This is a genomic window from Chitinasiproducens palmae (genome assembly GCF_900095735.1).
Classification (GTDB): Bacteria; Pseudomonadota; Gammaproteobacteria; order Burkholderiales; family Burkholderiaceae; genus Chitinasiproducens; species Chitinasiproducens palmae.
The window spans coordinates 1-17568 of record NZ_FNLO01000012.1 but is presented as its reverse complement, the minus strand read 5'-3'; the positions used below and the strand labels follow the sequence as shown (position 1 = coordinate 17568).

The window sequence follows — 17568 nt, the reverse complement described above, 5'->3', positions numbered from 1 at the left end:
GCGCGAACGCGGGCTTGGGCACAAAGCTTACAGCGTGTTGCCGCCGAGCGAGCGGTTGCAAGCGCACAGTTCGCCAGTCTGCAGACCGTCGAGGATACGCAGCGTTTCTTCCGGATTACGACCGACGTCGAGGTTGTTGACGCTGACGTGCTGGATGACGTTTTCCGGGTCGACGATGAACGTGGCGCGCAGTGCAACGCCGGCGTTCTTGTCACGGATGCCAAGTTGGTCGACCAGTTCGCCCTTCACATCGGCGAACGAGTAGTGGTTCAGCTTGTCCAGATCCTTGTGCTCGCGGCGCCATGCAAGCTTGACGAATTCGTTGTCGACGCTGCCGCCGAGCAGGACCGCGTCGCGGTCGTTGAAGTCGTTCGTCAGCTTGCCGAATTCGACGATTTCGGTCGGGCACACGAACGTGAAGTCCTTCGGGTAGAAGTAGATGATCTTCCACTTGCCCGGGAACGACTGCTCGGTGATCGTCTCGAAGGCCGACACGCCATTTTCTTCGTGGTTGTTGAAGCCGGGCTTGGCAGCTACAACGGTGAATGCTTCAAGCTTATCGCCAACAGTCTTCATAAAAGCTCCTGATCGGTTGCGGAAGAAGCCACGCGGTCAAACGGATGCGCAGCGGACAAACGACAATTTATACCTATTAAAAGCGTTTTGCAATAGAAAATATTAATCATGACGCCCGGGACGGCTATCGCTCCGAGACAGAACGTTTCCCATCCCCGGCGCCCTCGTCACTCGCCGGCGAAGCGTCTCCGTCATCGTCGAGCAACGTGACTTCGTCCGCCAGCGGCAGATCGATCGACACCGCCAGGCCAGGGCCCGGTACCCGATTCCGCAACACTAGCTGGCCTTTGTGACGCGTGACCAGGCGCTCGACGATAGCCATGCCAAGGCCAGTGCCGTCGGCCTTGGTGCGGGCGGTGTCTACCCGGTAGAACGGACGCGTCACCAGCGCCAGTTGGTCTTCCGGAATCCCCGGGCCCTGATCGAGCACCTCGATGCAGACGCGACCGTCCACGCGCGCCACTTGGACCGTGATATGCGCCGGCGCATCGTCGGTGCGACCATATTTCTTCGCGTTTTCGAGCAGATTGACGATGACCCGGCGCAGATCCGTATGGTCGGCGCGCACCACCAGCGACGGTTCGATCCGCATCTCCACCGTGGCCTGACCGTCGTGGGCGATCCGCTGCGCCGCCTCGGCGACGAGCGTCGAGACATCGACGCGCTCGGCCTCGCGTTTCGCCGGCCGAGCGTAGTCGAGAAAGCGGCCGATGATCCGGTCCATCTGCTCGATATCGTCGATCATCGCGTCGCGGGACGCCTCGTCCACCGGACTCATCTCGGTTTCGAGCCGAAGACGGGCCAGCGGCGTGCGCAGGTCATGCGAGATCCCGGCAAGCATCAACGCACGGTCGGCGTCCAGGCGTTGCAGTTCGCGAACCATCTGGTTGAAGCTGCGATTGGTCTTGGCGGCGACGCCGAGCCCACGCTCGGGCAAGGGGTCGGGCATCTGGCCCAGGCCTACCTTGCGGGCGGCACGTGCAAGTCGGGCAAATGGCCGATTGACCAGGCTCGTGATGAACGCCGCGCCGAACAGCGACAGGAAGAAAGCAAAGGCCCCCCAGCCCAGCCACTGCAAACCCGTTACGTTGTCGAGCTGGTCGCGGTTCAACGCCACCCAATAATCGTCGTCGTCGATCTTGAAGCTGATCCAGACGCCACTGATGTTGTTGACCGAGGAAGCGAAGACGGTGTCGTCGCCCAGGCGCTGCCGGACCAGGGTTTCGATCGAATGGTTCAGTGGCTGCGCTGGCTGCGGTGTGTAGCGATCCGCGGCCTCGCGCGGATATACCCGCACGCCCTCGTTGTTCTCTAGGTCCTGCAACAGCGCGCGTCGCAGGTCCGGGTCGGAATAGAGCAGCGCCGCGCGCGTCAGCTTGACGATGCTGATCAGTTGCAGCGCGACGCGCTGCGCCCTGGGTTCCCGCTCGATGACCCGGAAGCTTTGAAACCATGCGCCCAGACTGACCGTAATCAGCAGCGCGATCAGCAGGAAGGTGCGCCAGAACAGGCCGCCAAAGGCGAGGGTGGAGAGGCGTCGATCGAAGCGCATCGCCGGAGCGGTGAGGGGGAGTAGGACGGCAATGTTGCTTGGGGCCGTGTTTGACGCTTGGCGCTGCTTGAGTGCGCGGCAGCTGCGCCGCGCCGATGCCGCATCTTCGGCGGCAGCGGATAAAGTGTTGCAAGGGTGGGCGCAGCCTGTCTGACCGGCCCCTGGGTTCGCCGAACCCGGTCAAGACGTCGGGCGGTTGGACGATCGGTCGGGCGGCGCTTGTGCGAAGCAGCGCGCCGTTGCAAGGCAATCCGACTCGTTGCGCTACCTGGGCGCGCCACCCAAGCATGCTACCCGAGCCTGCGATCCATGCGTGTCACCTGGCGCGCGTTGCAACCGAAGCCGGCCACTGGTGGCCGCTTGCGCCCGTCGCGGCGCGCGGAGCCGGCCCGTACGCCAGGCCACCGCGCCGTCGCCATGGTTGCCGTTACCCCCAACGGCGGGCCGGGTCTGCCACAATCAAGCCGCGCCGTCGGGGATGAACACGTAGCCCAGCCCCCAAACCGTCTGGATGAAGCGCGGGCTGCTCGGATCCGGCTCGATCAGCTTGCGCAGACGGGAAATCTGCACGTCCAGGCTGCGATCGAAGACTTCGTATTCACGACCACGCGCCAGTTCCATCAGCTTTTCCCGCGACAACGGCTGGCGCGGGTGCCGCGCGAACACCTTCAATACGGAAAACTCGCCAGTGGTCAACGGCACTTCCTGGTCGCGCTTGGTCAGCGTGCGCGTCGCGAGATTCAACGAAAACTCGCCGAAATCGAAGCTCTCCGCAGTCTCGGACGGCGCGCCCGGCAATTCGGCTGGCGCACGGCGGCGCAAGACCGCGTGGATGCGGGCGACCAGTTCGCGTGGATTGAAAGGCTTGGACAGATAATCGTCGGCGCCCATTTCGAGGCCGACGATGCGATCGACGTCTTCGCCCTTGGCCGTCAGCATGATGATCGGCGTACGGTCGTTGCCACCGCGCAGACGCCGGCAGATCGACAGGCCATCCTCGCCAGGCAGCATCAGGTCGAGCACGAGCAGGTCGAAGCGTTCCCGTACCCAGAGCTTGTTCATCGCCGGCGCGTTCTCGGCGACGTACACATTGAAGCCTTGCTCCGTCAGATAGCGGCGGAGCAGGTCGCGCAGGCGCGGGTCGTCGTCGACGACCAGAATCTTCGAAGCGTTTTTATTGTCCATCGCACCATATTAGCGTGTTTGATCGGGCGCGCCGCGGCGCGCCGGCACTGACTAACAAACGGTTACAGGAATTACTCTAGCGCCAGTTCGTTCTCGGCGCACGCCGTGGCCGGCGCCTCATGCGAAGCGGGCGCTGCGCCATGCGCGAAGCAGCATGCGGACCGGCGTCACGTCGATGCGCTGATGCAGCACCGCGAAATCCGCGCGCGCGATTTCGTCCAGGCGCTGCTCGGCAAGACCGAGGCACGCCAGCAGCGTGCGCTGCGAACGACGTCCCGCCGGCGGGATCGACGCGCGCGCCTGCTGAATCGACTCGCGCGCGCGCTCCGCCTGATGCCGCATCAGCGGCACGAAACCATCGACATAGCGCCGGGAAGCGATGTCCGCCGCCGTCACGTTGAAACGCTGCATCTCGTCGACCGGCAGATAGAGTCGCCCGTGGCGGGCGGCGTGCCCGACATCGGCAACCACGCCCGCCAGCGCCAGTGCGAGGCCGGCACCTCGCGCCCACGCGATGACCTCGGAGGAGGCCATCGGATCGCTGGCTCGTGCGAGACAAGCCGCGAACGCGCCCTGGGTGGATCGCGCGTAGTGCTGCAGCGCGTCGAAATCGAAGTAGCGCCCCTGGTGGAAGTCGTTGTCGTAAGCGTCTACCAGTTGTTTGAGCGCGGTGACCGCGTCGCTGTGTGCCCCCGGCGCCGATGCCGCCGCCAGCGCGCGGCTGACAGGATGCGTCGGCGCGCCTGCTGCCATTGCGTCGAGCTCGCCACGCCACCAGGCGAATTTCGCATCCGCCACTGGCGTGTCGCTGCTCGACTCGGCCGTATCCAGCAGTTCGCGCTGCAGCGCGAGCAGCGCCCGCAAGCCTGCACGCCGGCTCGCGGGCGCCTGCAGGATTGCGTAGTAGGCAGCGCTGCCAGGCGGCGCTGCCTTCTGCTGGCAGTACTGGTCGGGACTCACGGGAGACGGCTCTTCGAACGAACAATCGGCGATCTTATCACTGCGCCGTTGCCGGCCTTGCCGTGCCGCGCGCAAACGGCAGGCGTACCTGACCGATGCGCCGTCGGCGCGAACACGCACCGACGCGCCGGCAGGCTGAACGCACGCCAACGCGCCACTGGCTAAGCCGAAGCAGGCGAGCTCGTACCAGCCCGTGCCCGCGCGGCAGGCGCCGGACGAATCCCGAGACAAGCGGCGAAAGCTTGGCTAGAATAGCGACCCTGACGAGGCGGGCCTGCTGGCCTGTCGCGTGAGTGTGCGAGGATGGCGAAATTGGTAGACGCACCAGGTTTAGGTCCTGACGCCAGCAATGGTGTGCGGGTTCGAGTCCCGCTCCTCGCACCACTCATTCCAATGTCGGCAAGCGCGTAGCGATGCAACGTAGCTTGAACACGCTCCAGTTCCCGGTTGCTTGAGTGCCGGACATGAGTGTCGGACAGTCCGCGGACAGTTTTCGACAACGGGCCTATTCCGCTGACCGTCTCGCGGCAGCATTTGGCCTCGGCGGCCTCGCGCCTCGGCGAGCGTTGGCTTTGCGCCCGCGTGACGAGGTTGCGATGCGCGGTCTGCGTCGCCTCTGCAACCGAGTGTGCCAGCCAATGCCAAGCGTTGGCGCGGCGCTTATCCCGGGCGGTCGTTAACGTCGACTTTGCGTTTCACGCAGCGCGTCGAGCGTTTAATGCCTAATAACCTCTGACGGTTTGCGGTCGGCTGCGGCAGCGTCCGCGCTGTGTCTGAAAGCCAGCACGGCGGCCTGCGCCGTGATGGGCGTCGGCATTCGCAGGGTATCCGCTGCGACTCGATAGTCGGTGGCAGGAAAGCGGTAAGCGGAAGGCGCTGGCCACGCGAGCGGTGCCGAGGACCCCCTCAGGCGGTGCGCGCTCGTACTTGATCATCAAGAAAACAGTGGCGACACGGCGCTTACCAGCACGACCCTTCGCCGCGAGGCGCGCATATGTGCGCCTCGCTTACTGCCAGGCAACGCCTCTTACGGTGTTCCTCCCCGCGCGCTTTGCTTCGTACAGGGCTCGGTCTGCCGAGGCTATCACCCGATCCGGATAGTCCTCGGCAATTGGCGGCGTGAGAAGGGTGTAGCCGACGCTGCATGTGAAATTCAGTAATTGATCGTCGAATGGCACGCGTAGCATTGAGATGCCTTCGCATATCTCGTGCGCGATGCGCGCTACGTCGCCGGCGTCCTTGACCTGGGCGGCCACGATGAATTCTTCCCCGCCGTAGCGCGCGAATAAATGACATGCCGGCGACAACAAGCGGTTTAAAAAGGCGCCTAGCGCGATCAGACAGGCATCGCCCGCCGCATGCCCCAGTCCATCGTTGATTTGCTTGAAATGATCAATATCGAGAAGCAGGACCGCAAAGCATGATTGTGCTTCTGCTGCAGCTTTGCATTTCTCGGCAAAGAGTTGGTAAAAATAAAGCCGATTCGGAATGCTCGTCAGGTGGTCCGTCACGCTCAGTACGCGGTTCGAATCAGCCTGATCCTGGATTCTCTGCCGCGCCTCGGCGAGGGTCCAGTAATCGCGGCTGATATTTTCCGAACTCACGATCAAATAGGTGACGAAGATGGCGGCCAAAGGCAGGATGGTTGGGCTCTCGTCATCCGGCGCGAGTGCCAGGAAAATGGCCGGTGGCACCACGGTCAACACGGGAATCAAGATCCGGGCAATCCGATCGACGCAGAGATTTAGGGTCGCGGCGGCACAGAGCACAGCGGTTATCAGAATCAGCGAGTCGTGCGCAGGGTATAACCAGTCCGTGGACAAGGACAGCGCCGACAATGCACCCAACGAGATAGGTCCCGGGGCGAGCAATAGAAGAAAGGCCAACCTGGCGGTCTCGATCTGCCGCAAAACTTGTCTTTCGTACTTGAGATGGAGCGCCAGACGTGCCGCGAAAATAACCAGGAACCACCCGGTCACTGCCAGCGAAGGTAAGGGAGCGGCATGGTACAGGTTTTCGGCGTAGCAGACGATAATCCACGACGCGGGATAAGCAGCGACGCCGGCGAATGCGCGCCGTTCAATCTCGATCAGTGCTTGCTGTCTTATAGAAAGAGACAGAGTTTCAGGAAAAGCCATCCACGAAAGCACGACATCTTTGACGCGCATAAGACGGCTCCATCGGGCGGCTGGATTGACGCTCAGCGACGCGAGAATTAGGTATCGAGCGTAGTTGAATAAAACCAGATGGATTTATTCTGATTTTTCATTATCCGCAGCTGGCCCGTCGAGTCAATTGCGGAAAAATGAACCTCGGCGTGCTGCGCCGATGCCGTCCGTCCTCGGCTCCGCGCAGGTGCGCGGCGGGTGTATCGACGCCCCGAATTTTGTAGGCCGTGTGGTACCACTTGCCTCCAATGGACCGCCTGGCAGCGGTGGCTGCTGCATGAGCCCGCTGTACCCACATCCGACGTGGCCGACTCTGCTGCCTTCTCGTCCGTTCGCCTACACGCCGGAACGCTCAACGTCTGATCGCTCGCCGGCTTGCCACGCTGGCTAGGCCGGCTCAGCGGATCAACACATCGGCAGAACCACGACCCTACGTTCAGGCCGGTAGCGCGTGGGCGAGGGCAGTGCTTGCGAGGCGAGCCGTTGCCAGCAGCCGTTCGACGCCATGTCCGCGACGGGCGCTGGCGGACAGTCCGCTCATGACGGTGCCGACGAAATCGGTCAGGCGCTGGGCCTCGCCGGGATGACGCTCGGCGATGTAGCGATGGAGCGTCTGCTCGGCGGCCGCATGATAAGCACAGGCGGCGGCTCGGGCGATCGGATCGCTGCTGCGGATGCCTTCCAGAACGAGGCAGCCGGCCGACATCGGGTCTTCCGCATAGCGGCGTGCCGCGTCGTCGAGTACCGCCGCCAGGCACTCGGCGACCGGCCGGTCATCGCGCAACAGGCGGTCCAACGGCACTGCATTGCTCGCCGCATAGTGCGTCAGCACGCGCTCGTACAAGCCGGCCTTGCTGCCGAACGCGGCATAGAAGCTGGGCGGGTTGATGCCCAGTGCCTCGGTAATGTCCGCCACGCTCACCGCATCGTAACCGCGCGCGTGGAACAAGGCCTGCGCGGCGCCTATCGCCTGTTCCGGATCGAATATGCGGGGCCGGCCGCGCGGGCGCCGAATATTTGTATTGTTCATTACAAAAATACTTGACGTAGCTGCTTAAGCTTTTTTATAGTGTACCTTACATTAATCGAGGAGCAAACGATGGCTGCGTTCACAGGGAAGTCAGTGTTGGTGCTGGGGGGGAGCCGCGGCATCGGGGCAGCGATCGTGAAGCGCTTCGCGGCCGATGGCGCGCGGGTGACGTTCACCTATGCCGGCTCGCGCGAGGCAGCGGTGCAACTGGCGGCGGAAACGGAAACGACGGCGGTGATGACGGACAGCGCGGATCGCGACGCGGTGATCGCCCGTGTGCGGGATAGCGGGCGGTTGGACGTTCTGGTAATCAACGCTGGCATCGGGCTGTTCGGCGATGCATTGGAATTGGATCCAGATGCAGTGGATCGCCTGATCCGGATCAATGTGCACGCGCCTTATCATGCGTCGGTGGAGGCCGCCCGTCACATGAAGGAAGGCGGCCGGATCATCGTGATCGGTTCCGTGAACGGCGATCGGATGCCGTTCGCCGGCGGCGCCGCGTATGCATTGAGCAAGTCGGCATTGCAGGGCATGGCACGCGGTCTCGCGCGCGATTTCGGGCCGCGCGGCATCACGATCAACGTGGTCCAACCCGGGCCGATCGACACGGACGCGAATCCCGCCGACGGTCCGATGAAGGACCTGATGCACAGTTTCATGGCGCTCAAGCGGCATGGACAGCCGTCCGAAGTGGCGGCGATGGTCGCCTGGCTGGCCGGCCCCGAGGCTGGCTTCGTCACCGGTGCGATGCACACGATCGATGGCGCGTTCGGTGCCTGACCGGACGGGGCCGTCGCTTGCGCTGTACGGCGTGGGGGTGAACGGTCGGCGCCGGGCCAACGGCGTTTGACGCGGGCACAGCAGCGCGGTACGAGTCCTGCGTGTCAATGCGCGGATGCGCTACCTGACAGGAGTTGCTATGTGCGGCCGCTTCTCGCGCAGTCGGACGGGCGTCGATTACGTCGAACCGCTGATGACCGACGATCGCTATCGCAGGTGGTCGTTCGATCTCGGCATGTTCCGACGCAGCTGGAACATCGCGCCAGGAACCCGGCAGGTGATTCTGAAGCCCGACGGCGCGCGCCTGGAGTTCTGGGGCTACCGCCCCTTCTGGGCGGTAACGCGCGATGTGCCGATGATGATCAACGCGCGCCTCGACAAGGCGCAGTCGAGCACATGGAAGCGCTTGTTCAATGCCGGCCGCTGCCTGATTCCAGCGGACGGCTGGTATGAGTGGGTGACCGAACGCTCGCGCAAGCAACCGTATTACATCCAGCCGAAAGCGTCGGTGCCACTGTATTTTGCCGGGCTCAGCAGCGTCGCGACGGAGCGGCGCGAGACGTCGTCGGCCCCTGCTTCCGGCACGGTGGACGGCTTCGTGATCGTCACCGACGCGGCGGCGGGCGGCATGCTCGACGTGCACGACCGACGCCCCCTAGTGTTGAATCCGGAGGAGGCAATGGCGTGGCTGGACCCAGACACGTCATTCGAGGAAGCGACGCATATCGCGAACAATGCGCGCACGCGCGCCACCGATTTTCGCTGGTTTCGTGTTACGCCGCAGGTCAACCGCAGCGGCGTCGGCAATGACGATCCATCGTTCAGTCTGCCACTCGAACGCGATGACGACTCAAGCAATCGCGCGTCCGATGGCGCGCACGACAAGCCGCGCAAGCACGTAGCCGATCGCCGGGGCGATAAGGCGCCCGACGACCGCGAGGACGGAAGCGACGGAAGCGACTGAAGCGACGGCACGTCGTGCCGGCTGTCGGCGACAGCCGATGCTATCGGGCAGGTGGCTGCGTCCATTCGAATGCTGCCGAAAGCCGCTGACGTGGCGACACCGGCAGGCAGCACTGCGCACAACGCTGATGCGCGGCACCGCGGCGGCGGTACTGGCGATGCCGAGTGCAGCCGTTAGAGCCGTTGATCTCGGCGCTCGCCGGTGCTTGCGTTCCAGCATTCGCATTCCGCCATTCGTCCGGGTGCGGCGCCGGCGGCGCGACGCCAACGATCGCGTGGCGCGAAACCCGTGCGAGGTGTGGGCAAGGCAGGGGCAGCGTCTGTGCGAAGGTTCGGCGCGCAACGGTATGCCACGGCGTCACCGCGGCTTGCGCCGCGGTGACGCCGTCCGTATCCGTCAGAACTTGTGACGTACGCCAACCCGCACGGCGACCTGGTTCTGCGATCCCGTACCCGACGGCTGGAAGAAGCTGGACGCGGAACTGCCGATCTGCGCCTGCAGTGCATCGCCGTTCGGCAAGGTGCCCGATGCGCGTTGATAGACACCAAGCAGGTAGACGTCGGTGCGCTTGCTGAATGCGTAATCCACGGCCGCGTTGAACTGATTCCAGTGGCCGCCGAACGAGCCGGAGGCGCGCGAATAGGTGTAGCCCAGGCCGGCCGAGAGAGCCGCCGTCAATGCATACTTGCCGCCGCCTTCGAAGGCGTTGTACGTGGTCGAGGCGCCGGTCAGCGGCTCGAAGCGGGTATTGGTCCACAGCGCCCAGAGGGTTGCCGGTCCGATGCTGTAACGACCGCCGACACCGAAGGTACGCAGGTCGCGCACCGTGCCGGTCGAGGCATTCGCGAGCGACGTGGAGAAGCTCGGGCTGGCTTGCCCCGGGTAACGAATGTCGGTGTAAGCGGCGCCGACGTTGAACGGGCCGTATGCATATTGCGCACCGAGGCTGTAGGTGCGCGAGGATCCCGCGGTCGACCCCAATGCCGGGGCGCCGGCGAACGCGCCGGCCTGGTTCGAGAAGCCGTAGAGACCGCCGAAGCTGAAGCCGCTGAAGTTGGCGCTGACGAACTTGATCGCGTTGTTGATGCGGCTGGACGTCAATTGGTCCACGTCGTTGACGTGATACGCGTAGTTGCCGGCCGGCGTGTTCGCACCGGTCGAATAGCCGGCGCCCAGAATATCGGTGCTCATCGAGTATTGGCGACCGAACGTCAGCGTACCGATGCCCTTCTGCGAGAGACCGACGAAGGCCTGCCGACCGAACATCGCGCCGCCTTGGCCGGCGGTACCGTTGCCGCTGTTGAAGCCGTTCTCGAGAACGAAGAGCGCCGACAGGCCAGCGCCCAGATCTTCCGTGCCGCGCAGGCCCCAGCGGCTGCCGGATGCAACGCCGTCGCCGTACTGGAATGCGTGGCTGCTGCCCCCACTGCTGTTCTTCGTCTGGCTGACGTAACTCACGCCAGCGTCGATCAAGCCATACAGCGTGACGCTGCTCTGTGCATGTGCTGCGGAGACCGCCCCCGCACACACAACCCCGACGATGATTTTCTTGTTCAAGAACTTTCTCCAATATCAGAACGCCACGAAGCGATGTCTGCTTCTCGCCCGCAACGGCACGGATTCTATGCATCGGTCTGTGTGATGCCGATGACAGGGCGCCGATAAAACGCAGGAAGGTATGAAGTCGGCTGCGAATCGCTTGTTGCGAAACAAGAAACCGAGTAGGTCGGTCTGTCGACGATGCGAAGGGTGAGGCGGCGGGCCGGCGCCTTATGCTTTGTTCGACGCCGAGACATGGACGCGTCGCGGTCGCGTTTTGCCCACGTTGCCAACGATTTCGTCCGGCGGGTTGGCCACTGCCTGAATCGGATCGTTCTGGCAGGAGTAGCCGGTGCAAATTCGTTGCACCGGCACAGGGTGTACGGGTGCCAATTCGCCGTCGACGATTTTGTGGTTTTCGCGAGCGAGGATGCACGCGGTGACGAACGTCACGCGCATTTCGCTGGGCCGCTGCGCGACCGGTCCGCCAGTGGGTTTACTTGCTGTGCACGTCCATCGTGTCGGTTTGCATCAAACGAAATCGAACGAACCGAACGGACCGAACGGATGACAGCGCCGCGTCGCCTCGCATCGTCGATCCGCGACGAGGCGTGACGCTTACAGCAGCACCGCAGCGATGCGTAGCAAGACATTGGCGCGAGGCATCGGCACTGAGCGTCGGCACTGAGCGTCGGCACTAAGCGTCGGCACTGAGCGTCGGCACTGAGCGCGTGGATGGGCATCGCCGTTGAGCATCAGTATCCGCATCGGCATGGGGCAACGGGCAACGGCAAGGCGCGTCGGAGGGAGGCTGCAACGCGCGGTTCGCTGCCGGCCATGTGCATGCAGCGCTGGACGATCGGCAGCCTCGCGAGCGCCCGCGCCACGCAAATGCGTGTGGCGGAACGCGACGTTCAAGCGCTGTGGCCGCGCTGCCAACCACCCAGCAGCGTGGCTGCGCGACTGCCATGCGTCGCGCATCGCGTCCGGCGTCGGTCGTGCGATCGGCGCTGCCAGTGCCAGTGCCAGTGCCAGTGCCAGTGCCAGTGCCAGTGCCAGTGCCAGTGCCAGTGCCAGTGCCAGTGCCAGTGCCAATGCCAATGCCAATGCCAATGCCAATGCCAATGCCAATGCCAATGCCAATGCGGCTGGCGGCATTCTGCCACTTTGCACTAATTGACCAATGCGGCGCGCTGTGAACCCTGTCCGCGAGCAACGTACTTTTCTTTGAAGATTCGTTACCTGCGTGGCAGGGCCTTGTCTTGGCGCGGATGCGTGCCAGCGGCCGGGATAACACTGCACGGCGACGCGGCCGGTCATCAGCGCGCCGGTCCATCCCTCAACGCAATGCTGGGCTAGGCATTACGATCGTCATTGCTGATAAAGGAATAGCGGTCGATATCGTGCCGCTGCATCCAACCATGTCGGTTCCAAAAGGCGGCCCCGGCCGCATTTTCCTTGAACACGTCGACGTGGCACTTCACGATGTCGAGCGCTTGCAGCGAGGCGACGCATTGCGCGACCAGTGCGCTGCCGAGTCCGGCCCGTTGCTGAGCGGGATCGACGGCCAGGTGTTGCAAGTAGCCACGTCGGCCATCGTGGCCGGCCATCAAACATCCTGCGAGCCTGCCATTGCGCAGTGCAACGAGACTAAGTCCAGGGTTGCGCTCGAGGTAGCGCCGAAAGGCGTCGGGCGTATCGGCACTGCGCAATGCGACACCGGGCAGTTGACGTAGCAGGGTGAACACCGCATCGTAATCGTCGGCATTCATTGGACGGATGATCGTATCGGTGTTCATCTATGGCGATTGAGGCCGGAGAAGGGCTGAACGGACAGGGCGTCTCAGTGCGTCGTGGCGAGCACGGAGACGCGCTTGCTGCCGCTGGCACGACAGCGTCGGGTCATTCGAAAGAGCATGATGGCGTGCGCCTCGACAATTGCCGAGGCGACGAAACGACCAGCGTACACACCTGCAACGTCATTGCTTTCGGCAGCGTTCCAGACATGGTGCGCGACGCGCGGACAGAGCGCAATGCCGACCCGGCGATTGGGACACGTCGTCGGTTGCACGCGACGCTAGCGCGTTCCACACATGGACCAGTTCGCGTTCACCGGGTCTGGCACGGCCGAACGGTTGCACGTCGGCGTAACGGAATACGCGGGAAGGGGCCGGAGCAGGCCGGGGCGGTAATCAACCAGGGCGGGGCAGTCGTGGCTGGCCGTGGCAGTTGGAGCGCGATGTACGCAGCCTCATGCAACCGGCGCGGGACGGCCAGGCGTGGGCCGGCCAACGCCCGTGACCATCATGACCATCAGGCGCACCGTTGCGTTCATCCAGCGGCCTGCCGCGACTTTGCGTTCGGCTGCGGGTGCGCGTTCGGAAGGGGCGCTCACTTGCCGCGCCACGCGTAGTCCTGGCGATGTGGCATGCCGTCGATCCAGCCTGAAGGCCTATGGAGAATGCCGGATTGCAGCACGCGTTTTTCTACAGGACAATGCAGTCGCTCGTCTGCCAAGGTGCAGATTGGCTCAACCACTTCATCCGTCCGATGGCGCGCGCCGGCGGCAGACGAACAACCATTACAAGGATTGCCAACGTGTCTCGAAAAGTCGTTTTCTCGCCCAAGCGGCGGGCCGCCCTCGGCGCCGTCGCGGCATTGCCCTTGCTCGGCCTGAGCGCCTGCGGCGGATCGTCGGATGTATCCTCGAAGCCAAGCCCGACCCCGACGCCCGGTTCACAAGCGAAGACCACGCTGCTGGTCTACATGGTGGCGTCCGATCTCGAAACGAGGGGCGAAGCAGCAACGCTCAATATCGCGCAAATGAAGCAGGCGGCCGGCAGTTCGGACGTGCAGGTGCTGCTTCAAACCGGCGGCTCGGAGTCAGCCGGTTTCCAACGCACGATGCGCTCGCAGTTGAAGGACAAGCAGTTGCAGACCATCCAGGATCTGGGCGCCACCGACATGGGGCTGCCGGCCACGCTGGTCGATTTCATCACCTGGGGTGTCCAAACCTATCCGGCCGACCAGTACATGTTGGTGTTGTGGGACCACGGCGGTGGGCCGATCTGGGGCTTTGGTGCCGATGAGAATACCGGCAACCACATCACCGGCATCCAATTGGTCGATGCGATGAAGTCGGCCCATGCCGCGACAAATGTCCAGTTCGAGCTGATCGGATTCGACGCGTGCCTGATGGCGAGCGTGGAAGTGGCCGCGGCACTCGTGCCGTACGGCCATTATCTGCTCGCCTCGCAGGATATCGAGCCGGGAGAGGGTTGGGAATACACCTCGTTGATCAATGCGCTGACCGCCAACCCGTCGCAGGACGGCGCAACCTTCGGCAAGACGATCATCGATGGTTACTACGCGCAGAACAGCCACGGCAACGACAACAACCTGCTGACCGCGTCGCTCGTCGACTTGACCAAGATCGGACCCATCACGACCAGTCTGTCGACGGTTGCCGAGCAGTGGCGTCAGCAGATCGCCAGCGAAGGCGTGTCCGGATGGTCGCCGCTGCTCGCCGCGCGCAACGATGCGGACAGGTTCCAAAGCAGCCGCTTGCCGCTTCCGTTCCAGTATGAATTGTTCGACCTTGGGCAACTCGTGGCAAGTCCATACGCGACAAGCGGGACGGCGGGCGCCGCGTTGCAAACCGCGCTGTCCAACGCGGTGATCTACAAGCGCAACGGTGCAGGACACGGCGACGCGACTGGACTCACAGTCTATTTCCCGGCGCAGGGGCTGACCGAGATCCAACCGAAGCAAACGCAAACGCAGGTACAACGCTACCTGAATGCGAATGCCATTCCGGGTTATTCGTCATTCCTCGAGGCCCACCGCGACTTTGTGGCCGCCTCTACCGAAATCAAGCCCGTGCTGACGCCACTCACGCTGCAGAATGGGAGCTACCAGGGGACGTTCTCGAATGCGTGGGGCTCGACCGCGCAGTTTGGCGTATTGATGGACCCCACCGGCCAATTCGTCCAGAGCGTGATGGATCTGGTGCCGGACGGGGATGGCACGCTGTCGCTGCCGCCGTCGACCGCATGGCCGACGCTGAATGGCCAGCCTGTCCTGCTGCAGCGGGAGTGGTCGCCCAGTTCAAGCCAGGTGGCCAAGGACGTGCCTGGCCGCTACTCGATCCCGGTGTACTTCGAATGGAAAGATGGGGACGATGGTCTGAGCGGCGGCATCCTTCGCTTGAGCATCGACAGCATCACTGGCGAAACCGTACTGCACGACCTGCTCGAGGTCGGCTTGCAGGACGCCGGCCCATCGGCGTCGCGCGGTGTCGATATCGCTTCAGTGCCGGGCCTGATCCGGTCGATCGCACCGCTCTATTTCACGACGGGCGGGCGGTTTGCGCTCAGCAGTCAGCCGCTCGACTTCAGCAATGGCTTTACGGTCGGTTCCGCTGCCGTCGCGGCGGGCTCGCACCTGGTGACGGTCGGTGTGTCCGATTACGCTGGGCGGTGGACGCTTGCGGCCAATCCACAGCCGTCAAACTGATGCCTGCCAGTTGACGTGCTGCCAGTTGACGTGCTGCCGGTTGATGTAATGCCGGTTGATGGGACGCCGGCGGACGCGGTCGGCTGTGCGTGAAGGGGAAGATACTGGCTGGCGTTGCAGCGTGCTCTGACCGCGCTCGACTGCTTCGCAACGAACGCAGGGCGCATGGTGGAAGTGCCACGTCAGCGGGTGTCATGCCAGCGAAGCTTGCGGGTCGGTCGATTCTCGCCGGGCCGGCGTGGTTGCAGCGGCGGCGGGCGATGTCCTCTCGGCGGTGTCCGGCTGCCGCGATTCGAAGCGATCGTGCGGCACCGGCACCGGCACCGGCACCGGCGGTAATGGCGCGACAGCGGCGATGGCGATCAGGGTGATAACCGCGGCCGGCTGGTCAGCCGGTGCAGTCGTATGACCGCTTGCTGCCCCGTCCGACGGCGGGCGCGGTAACAACGCGCGCGTCGTCTGTCCGAACTGATCCGGCCCGAAGCGTCAAGGAACCGGGCTGCATCTGGCGGCGGCAAAACTTCATGGCGGCTACCTTTGCGGCTTGCGAAGGCGACTCAAGGCGACCTCGGGCCGCCTTGAGGGGACCTTAAGTGGCTTTGAGATGCCTTGAGTCGCCTTGATTGGCCTCCAGCGACGGCGGACATCAGACGCGGGTCGAGGCATCCGTCGATGCGCGGCACCGATGGAACCCGCAGGCGTTTATGCCGTGCGCGGGCGTTCTAGGGCCTCACGACCCCTGCAAGCGGGACATCAATTCCAGATGTTCGGCCGCCGCAGCCGAGCGCAGCCGGGTCGCGTAGCGTCGCAGATGGTCGGCGATGGCCACCAGCGCCTCGTCGACCAGTGGCAGGCCGCATTCCTCGGGATGTGCGAAACGGAAGCCTTCGATGACGAGCGCACCTGACTCGTCATGCCGCAAGGTTCCAAAATGATCGATGGTCCAACCGTTCATGGTCCAGTCTCGAAAGAGCGTGGCAAATGTACGATGACGCATGGCTAGGCGCGCACGGCAAGGTGCGGCGGAACAGCTTGGCTAGCGGCACGTGCGAACTGCTGCCATGTCCGGAAGGATGCGGCGCAGCGTGCAGACCGGCAGACGTTATCAGTCCGCGAGCGGACCGGCAATAGCGTCGGAATCATGCAACGTTGCTGTGACGCGTCACAGCACACCAGCGTCGGGTTATCCGAACAGGTAGCGTGCCAACGCGAGGCCACCTGCAAGGCCTGCAAACGAGACCAGCAGGCTCGCGCCGAGATAGGTCAGCGCGACGCCAACATCCCCTCGCTGCCAGAGCGTGAAGAAGTCGAGCGAAAACGCCGAGAACGTCGTGAAACCGCCAAGGATGCCGGTGGTGATGAACAGTCGGGTGCTTTGGGAGAACCATTCGCCTCGGAATGCGAACAGACTGCTGACGAAACCCATGCAGACGCAGCCGACCACGTTGACGAACAGCGTGCCCGCCGGAAAAGCAACACCGACCGACATCAGGGAAAGACGGTTGGCAGCCAGCCGCAGGGCGCTGCCGATGCCGCCCCCGACGAAGACGAGCAAATAGAGCGGAAGAGTTTGCATTGCGGTGGACGGCGCGTCGGAAACGATCTGCGAATTCTATGCGATGTCCGTCGGTTGCCGCCGAATGCGCGTCGTCTCGCCCGCGCATCGTTGCCGAATCGAACCAAGCCAAGCCAAGCCAAGCCAAGCCGGCCCCGACCGTACATGACCCGATCAGACCGGGCCAGACCGCTGCCGCATCTTGCCGTGCCTTGTCCGCGACTGGTCTTGATGACATCGCGTCAGGCGATCTGTCGATAATGTTCGATCAGGCAGCGGAAATGCAGCAGACGAACTTCCGCCGAGCCGAAATCGATATCGGCATTGTGCAGCAGACGCGCCACGTCCTCCGGTGCTTCCCCGCTGACGATTAAGCGTTCGGCGAGCGACGCTGCGCGTTCCGCAAGCCGAATCGTGTCCAGCCAAGGGGGCGCTTCGGTGGGTTGTCGGCCCAGCCAGTCGCGGATGGCCGACGCACGTTCAATCGCGGTGAGGAACTGACCACGCCTCTGCAGGGCCGCCAGTTCGAGCACGGTCAGGAAACACAGCAACCGCGTCGAGAGAACGCGTTGTACCGAGGGCATGGCCATGTCGAAATGTCTTCCGTGTGTCGAGTGATATGCGCCGCGCCGTGCAAGTGGAAAATCGAACCTGCCGAACCTGCCGAACCTGCCGAACCTGCCGAACCTGCCGAACCTGCCGAACCTGCCGAACCTGCCGAACCTGCCGAACCTGCCGAAC

General features: G+C 63.7%; 16 protein-coding genes and 1 tRNA gene. 4 read left to right on the top strand and 13 right to left on the bottom strand.

The window, feature by feature from the left end:
* Positions 1–27: 27 nt before the first annotated feature.
* From BLU54_RS17965 to BLU54_RS17950, 4 genes are all read right to left on the bottom strand, one after another.
* Positions 28–576, bottom strand: a complete 549-nt coding sequence (locus tag BLU54_RS17965; RefSeq protein ID WP_091911488.1) for a peroxiredoxin — start codon at positions 574–576, stop codon at positions 28–30.
* A 124-nt stretch (positions 577–700) separates the two neighbouring features.
* Positions 701–2128 carry an ATP-binding protein gene (locus BLU54_RS17960; protein ID WP_091911486.1) on the bottom strand — a complete coding sequence of 476 codons (1428 nt, stop codon included), beginning with the start codon at positions 2126–2128 and terminating at the stop codon, positions 701–703.
* A 459-nt stretch (positions 2129–2587) separates the two neighbouring features.
* A complete protein-coding gene (ompR, locus tag BLU54_RS17955; protein WP_091911484.1) occupies positions 2588–3313 on the bottom strand; it encodes an osmolarity response regulator transcription factor OmpR in 726 nt (241 codons plus the stop codon).
* A gap of 117 nt (positions 3314–3430) precedes the next feature.
* Positions 3431–4273: a squalene/phytoene synthase family protein gene (locus tag BLU54_RS17950; RefSeq protein ID WP_091911482.1), complete on the bottom strand. Its 843-nt coding sequence runs from the start codon at positions 4271–4273 to the stop codon at positions 3431–3433.
* A gap of 297 nt (positions 4274–4570) precedes the next feature.
* On the opposite strand from BLU54_RS17950, the gene BLU54_RS17945 reads away from it, so the two are divergent.
* Positions 4571–4657, top strand: a tRNA-Leu gene (locus BLU54_RS17945).
* Between the two features lie 623 nt (positions 4658–5280).
* Here the strand turns inward: BLU54_RS17945 and BLU54_RS17940 are convergent.
* Positions 5281–6441, bottom strand: coding sequence for a GGDEF domain-containing protein (locus BLU54_RS17940; protein WP_091911480.1), 1161 nt, complete (start codon positions 6439–6441; stop codon positions 5281–5283).
* A 436-nt stretch (positions 6442–6877) separates the two neighbouring features.
* Positions 6878–7471 carry a TetR/AcrR family transcriptional regulator gene (locus tag BLU54_RS17935; RefSeq protein WP_091911478.1) on the bottom strand — a complete coding sequence of 198 codons (594 nt, stop codon included), beginning with the start codon at positions 7469–7471 and terminating at the stop codon, positions 6878–6880.
* 69 nt (positions 7472–7540) lie between these two features.
* Between BLU54_RS17935 and bdcA the strand changes: the two genes are divergently transcribed.
* Together bdcA and BLU54_RS17925 are read left to right on the top strand one after the other, a co-directional pair.
* Positions 7541–8254: an SDR family oxidoreductase gene (gene bdcA / locus BLU54_RS17930; protein WP_091911475.1), complete on the top strand. Its 714-nt coding sequence runs from the start codon at positions 7541–7543 to the stop codon at positions 8252–8254.
* A gap of 139 nt (positions 8255–8393) precedes the next feature.
* Positions 8394–9218 (top strand): SOS response-associated peptidase, encoded by an 825-nt coding sequence (locus BLU54_RS17925; protein WP_091911472.1) that lies wholly within the window; start codon positions 8394–8396, stop codon positions 9216–9218.
* Positions 9219–9614: 396 nt separating this feature from the next.
* Here BLU54_RS17925 and BLU54_RS17920 read toward each other — a convergent pair whose 3' ends face one another.
* The 4 genes from BLU54_RS17920 to BLU54_RS17905 all read right to left on the bottom strand — a co-directional run bounded on the left by BLU54_RS17920 (position 9615) and on the right by BLU54_RS17905 (position 12556).
* Positions 9615–10775, bottom strand: coding sequence for a porin (locus tag BLU54_RS17920; protein ID WP_091911469.1), 1161 nt, complete (start codon positions 10773–10775; stop codon positions 9615–9617).
* A 213-nt stretch (positions 10776–10988) separates the two neighbouring features.
* On the bottom strand, positions 10989–11210 hold the full coding sequence (locus BLU54_RS17915; protein WP_139169748.1) for a hypothetical protein: 222 nt from the start codon (positions 11208–11210) through the stop codon (positions 10989–10991).
* A gap of 165 nt (positions 11211–11375) precedes the next feature.
* The gene (locus BLU54_RS24030; protein ID WP_091911464.1) at positions 11376–11915 is read right to left on the bottom strand and encodes a hypothetical protein; all 540 of its coding nucleotides are present in this window, start codon (positions 11913–11915) and stop codon (positions 11376–11378) included.
* Positions 11916–12112: 197 nt separating this feature from the next.
* The gene (locus tag BLU54_RS17905; protein WP_211435371.1) at positions 12113–12556 is read right to left on the bottom strand and encodes a GNAT family N-acetyltransferase; all 444 of its coding nucleotides are present in this window, start codon (positions 12554–12556) and stop codon (positions 12113–12115) included.
* Positions 12557–13355: 799 nt separating this feature from the next.
* Here BLU54_RS17905 and BLU54_RS17895 point away from each other — a divergent pair.
* The gene (locus BLU54_RS17895; RefSeq protein ID WP_170845210.1) at positions 13356–15272 is read left to right on the top strand and encodes a clostripain-related cysteine peptidase; all 1917 of its coding nucleotides are present in this window, start codon (positions 13356–13358) and stop codon (positions 15270–15272) included.
* A 730-nt stretch (positions 15273–16002) separates the two neighbouring features.
* Here the strand turns inward: BLU54_RS17895 and BLU54_RS17890 are convergent.
* The 3 genes from BLU54_RS17890 to BLU54_RS17880 form a co-directional block, all read right to left on the bottom strand.
* Entirely contained in the window at positions 16003–16227 is a 225-nt protein-coding gene (locus BLU54_RS17890) for a hypothetical protein (protein ID WP_091911456.1), read from the bottom strand.
* A 228-nt stretch (positions 16228–16455) separates the two neighbouring features.
* Positions 16456–16848 (bottom strand): fluoride efflux transporter CrcB, encoded by a 393-nt coding sequence (crcB, locus tag BLU54_RS17885; RefSeq protein ID WP_091911454.1) that lies wholly within the window; start codon positions 16846–16848, stop codon positions 16456–16458.
* 221 nt (positions 16849–17069) lie between these two features.
* Positions 17070–17411: a hypothetical protein gene (locus BLU54_RS17880; RefSeq protein ID WP_139169746.1), complete on the bottom strand. Its 342-nt coding sequence runs from the start codon at positions 17409–17411 to the stop codon at positions 17070–17072.
* Positions 17412–17568 lie beyond the last annotated feature (157 nt).

What these genes read in the sequence shown, in the direction of transcription:
- BLU54_RS17965 (WP_091911488.1), bottom strand. Translation starts at nt 576, where the DNA reads ATGAAGACTGTTGGCGATAAGCTTGAAGCATTCACCGTTGTAGCTGCC.
- BLU54_RS17960 (WP_091911486.1), bottom strand. Translation starts at nt 2,128, where the DNA reads ATGCGCTTCGATCGACGCCTCTCCACCCTCGCCTTTGGCGGCCTGTTC.
- ompR (WP_091911484.1), bottom strand. Translation starts at nt 3,313, where the DNA reads ATGGACAATAAAAACGCTTCGAAGATTCTGGTCGTCGACGACGACCCG.
- BLU54_RS17940 (WP_091911480.1), bottom strand. Translation starts at nt 6,441, where the DNA reads ATGCGCGTCAAAGATGTCGTGCTTTCGTGGATGGCTTTTCCTGAAACT.
- BLU54_RS17935 (WP_091911478.1), bottom strand. Translation starts at nt 7,471, where the DNA reads ATGAACAATACAAATATTCGGCGCCCGCGCGGCCGGCCCCGCATATTC.
- bdcA (WP_091911475.1), top strand. Translation starts at nt 7,541, where the DNA reads ATGGCTGCGTTCACAGGGAAGTCAGTGTTGGTGCTGGGGGGGAGCCGC.
- BLU54_RS17925 (WP_091911472.1), top strand. Translation starts at nt 8,394, where the DNA reads ATGTGCGGCCGCTTCTCGCGCAGTCGGACGGGCGTCGATTACGTCGAA.
- BLU54_RS24030 (WP_091911464.1), bottom strand. Translation starts at nt 11,915, where the DNA reads ATGCCGCCAGCCGCATTGGCATTGGCATTGGCATTGGCATTGGCATTG.
- BLU54_RS17905 (WP_211435371.1), bottom strand. Translation starts at nt 12,556, where the DNA reads ATGAACACCGATACGATCATCCGTCCAATGAATGCCGACGATTACGAT.
- BLU54_RS17890 (WP_091911456.1), bottom strand. Translation starts at nt 16,227, where the DNA reads ATGAACGGTTGGACCATCGATCATTTTGGAACCTTGCGGCATGACGAG.
- crcB (WP_091911454.1), bottom strand. Translation starts at nt 16,848, where the DNA reads ATGCAAACTCTTCCGCTCTATTTGCTCGTCTTCGTCGGGGGCGGCATC.
- BLU54_RS17880 (WP_139169746.1), bottom strand. Translation starts at nt 17,411, where the DNA reads ATGCCCTCGGTACAACGCGTTCTCTCGACGCGGTTGCTGTGTTTCCTG.